The sequence below is a fragment of the Actinosynnema sp. genome, from assembly GCF_052038725.1.
Genome location: NZ_JBQGCX010000051.1, coordinates 1 through 2,853 on the forward strand (window position 1 = coordinate 1; position 2,853 = coordinate 2,853).

General features: G+C 76.5%; 3 protein-coding genes and 1 pseudogene. 2 read left to right on the forward strand and 2 right to left on the reverse strand.

Annotation, left to right across the window (positions count from 1 at the left end; translation table 11 throughout):
* The coding region (locus ACTUAL_RS00990; RefSeq protein ID WP_440898930.1) for a KR domain-containing protein at positions 1-538 on the forward strand (538 nt) is incomplete at its 5' end.
* Positions 535-912 carry a VOC family protein gene (locus ACTUAL_RS00995; RefSeq protein ID WP_096495430.1) on the forward strand — a complete coding sequence of 126 codons (378 nt, stop codon included), beginning with the start codon at positions 535-537 and terminating at the stop codon, positions 910-912. The genes ACTUAL_RS00990 and ACTUAL_RS00995, both read left to right, overlap by 4 nt.
* A 4-nt stretch (positions 913-916) precedes the next feature.
* On the opposite strand, the gene ACTUAL_RS01000 is transcribed toward ACTUAL_RS00995, so the two are convergent.
* Together ACTUAL_RS01000 and ACTUAL_RS01005 are read right to left on the reverse strand one after the other, a co-directional pair.
* Positions 917-2,344 carry a class I adenylate-forming enzyme family protein gene (locus ACTUAL_RS01000; RefSeq protein ID WP_440898931.1) on the reverse strand — a complete coding sequence of 476 codons (1,428 nt, stop codon included), beginning with the start codon at positions 2,342-2,344 and terminating at the stop codon, positions 917-919.
* Positions 2,337-2,853: pseudogene (locus ACTUAL_RS01005) on the reverse strand (pyridine nucleotide-disulfide oxidoreductase); the annotation flags it as partial. The gene ACTUAL_RS01000 and the pseudogene ACTUAL_RS01005, both read right to left, overlap by 8 nt.

Here is a 2,853-nt window from a genome sequence, read left to right on the forward strand (position 1 = left end):
CGGGCACGACCTCGCGTTGTTCGCGCTGTGCTCGTCGGCGACCGGGTCGCTGGGCAGCGCCGGGCAGGCGGTGCGCGCGGCGGCCGACGCGTTACTCGACGGCCTGGCCAGGGCCCGCCCCGCCCAGGGCCTCCCGGCCCGCTCGCTGGCCTGGGGACCGTGGGAGGGCGGGCGCCTGCCGCACGTGGAACGCCTGGACGGCGACGACGTGGCCCCGCTGACCGAGGAGCAGGGCGTGCGGCTGTTCGACGCCGCGCACGCCGTGGACGAGCCGGTGCTGCTGGCCGTCCGCACCACGCCCCGCCCCCGGCCGCCGCGCGTCACCGACCTGCTGGGCCGGATCGCCGCCCTGGAGGCGGAACTGGCCGGGCTGGCCCCGGACAGCGCGCCCCGCGCCGCCGCCACCACCCGGATCAGGGAGCTGCTCGCCGCCCTGTCCGAACCAGTGCCCAGCCCGGAACCACTGCCCAGCCCGGAGCCGCCGTCCCGCAGCTCACGCGCGACTAGAGTCCCGGTGGGAGAAGGGGGAACGGCATGACGCCGCGCTTGCAGTGCCTGGTCATCGACTGCCCGGACGCCCAGGCGCTCGCGCGCTTCTACGCGGCCGTCCTCGACGGCGAGGTCGACCGGCCCGATCCGCGCTGGAGCCTGGACGACGACTGGGCCACCGCGCACCTGCCGTCCGGGGACGTGCTGTGCTTCCAGCGCGTCCCCGACCACCGGCCGCCGACCTGGCCCGACGGCGCCCACCCGCAGCAGGCGCACCTCGACCTCGCCGTCACCGACCTGGACGCCGAGGAGGCCGAGGTGCTCCGCCACGGCGCGGTCCTGCTCGACCGGGGTGAACCGGAGCGGGGCTGGCGCGTCTACGCTGATCCCGCCGGGCACCCGTTCTGCCTCGTGCGGGAGTGACCCGTCACGGCGGCGACAACAACCGCTTGTCCGGCTTCCCGCTCGGGGCCAGCGGCGGCTCCCGGATCAGCGTCACCCGCGTCGGCGCGCACGCGGGCCCGAGCCTGCCGATCACCAGCTCCCGCAGCTGCGCCGGATCGGGCTCGTGCTCCCCGGACGGCACCACGAACGCGTGCACCGCCTCCCCGGTCTCCTCGTCCGGCACGGCCACCACGTACGCCTCGGCGACGTCCGGGTGCTCGGCGATCACCCGCTCGATCGGGCCCACGTGGTGCAGGTTCGCGTTCACGATCACCACGTCGCGGCTGCGCCCGGTCAGCCACAGCACGCCGTCCTGGTCCAGGTGCCCGAGGTCGCGGGTGCGCACCCACCCGTCCACGAACACCTCCGCCGACTCCGACGCGTCACCCCAGTAACCGCCCGCCTGCGCGGGGGAGCGCACGAACAGCTCACCGCTCGCCCCGCGCGGCACGACCCGGCCGCGCTCGTCCCGGACCTCCAGCGGCACCAGCGGCCTGCCCACCGACCCCGGCGGGTCGTCCGGGGTCGCCATGGCGATCGTGCTGGTCTCGGTCTGCCCGTAACCGTGGAACACCACCGGTCCCAGCACCTCCAGCGCCTCCCGGTGCCGGGACGCGCTCAGCGGCGACCCGGACACCAGCAGCGCCCGCAACGCCGACAGGTCGGCGGGCGAGGCGCGGTGCGCGGCGACGAGCTTCGCCAGGCGCGGCACGGTGATCACGCTCGCGCTCGCCCGGTGCCGGGTGATCGCGCCGGGCAGCGACGGGTCCTCCGCGACCACCACGACCCCGCCCGCCGTGATCGACAGGACCGCGTACTCGAACATCACCTGGCTGGCCAGCGTCCCGAACACCAGGTACCGCTCCAGCCGGGACGCCAGCTCCGCGATCGCGGGCGGCCACCGCGACGGGACCGCCGTCCACGCCGCCGCCATCGCCCGGTACGACTGCGCCACCGCCTTCGGCGCCCCGGTGCTGCCGCTGGTGTGGATCAACCTGGCCACGTCGTCCGGCCGCCCGCCCAGCCGCGGCGGCCCCGCCTCCGGCTCCGCCGCGCACAGCTCCGCGAGCTGAACCCCCCGGCGCGCGGGCGAGTCCACCACCACGGCCGCGACGTCCAGGTCCAGCAGCCGCCGCACGTGCGCCTCCGGCAGGCCCGGCCGCACCCCGACCACCCGCGCGCCCACCACGTGCGCGGCCAGGATCGCGGCGAACGCCTCCGGGGTCACGCCCAGCAGCAGCGCGACCCCGTCGCCGGGCCCGATCCCGCGCCGCCGCAACCCGGCCGCCACCCGCGCGACGAGGTCCAGCAGCTCCGCCGCGCCCACCGAGCGCGAGCCGTGCTCCAGCACGACCCGGTCGCCCGCCCGCCCCAGCACGTCCAGCACCGCGCCGGGGAACGGCTCACCCATCGGCCAGGCACTCCTTCACGAACACCGCCAGCGGCTGCTGGTGCACCTGCGGCAGGTTCCACTGGTTCTCCAGGTTCTCCGCCAGGTGGTGCACCCCGGCGGGCTCGCCGTCCCGGTAGTGCCGCACCACCGGGTGCAGGTAGCTGGCGTCCTGCGCGTGCTCCACGTCGTTCTCCAGCACGCGCGGCACGGTGATGTCGAACGGGTCCACGGTGTCGTGGTTCGGCCCGTACTCCAGGGTGATCACGAACCGGTGCGGCGCGGGCCCGAGGCCGCCGTCGGCGACGTGCGCGGTCGGCACCTCCTCCTCGTACCGGGCCTGGTCGCCGGACACCGTCACCACGTCGCCCAGCACCCCGAACTGCTGCCACAGCGCGGAGGAGCGGTTCACCCGCGCCACCAGCGCGTCGCTGATCGCCTCCGGCGTCGCCGCCAGCTCCGCCGACGGCCACGGCCGGTCGTGGTGCCGCGCGGCCAGGATCCGGTGCAGCGCCCGCGCCCCGTACCGG

Excerpts from the sequence above, each read along its gene's own strand:
- ACTUAL_RS01000 (WP_440898931.1), bottom strand. The coding sequence starts at position 2,344 with ATGGGTGAGCCGTTCCCCGGCGCGGTGCTGGACGTGCTGGGGCGGGCG.
- ACTUAL_RS00995 (WP_096495430.1), top strand. The coding sequence starts at position 535 with ATGACGCCGCGCTTGCAGTGCCTGGTCATCGACTGCCCGGACGCCCAG.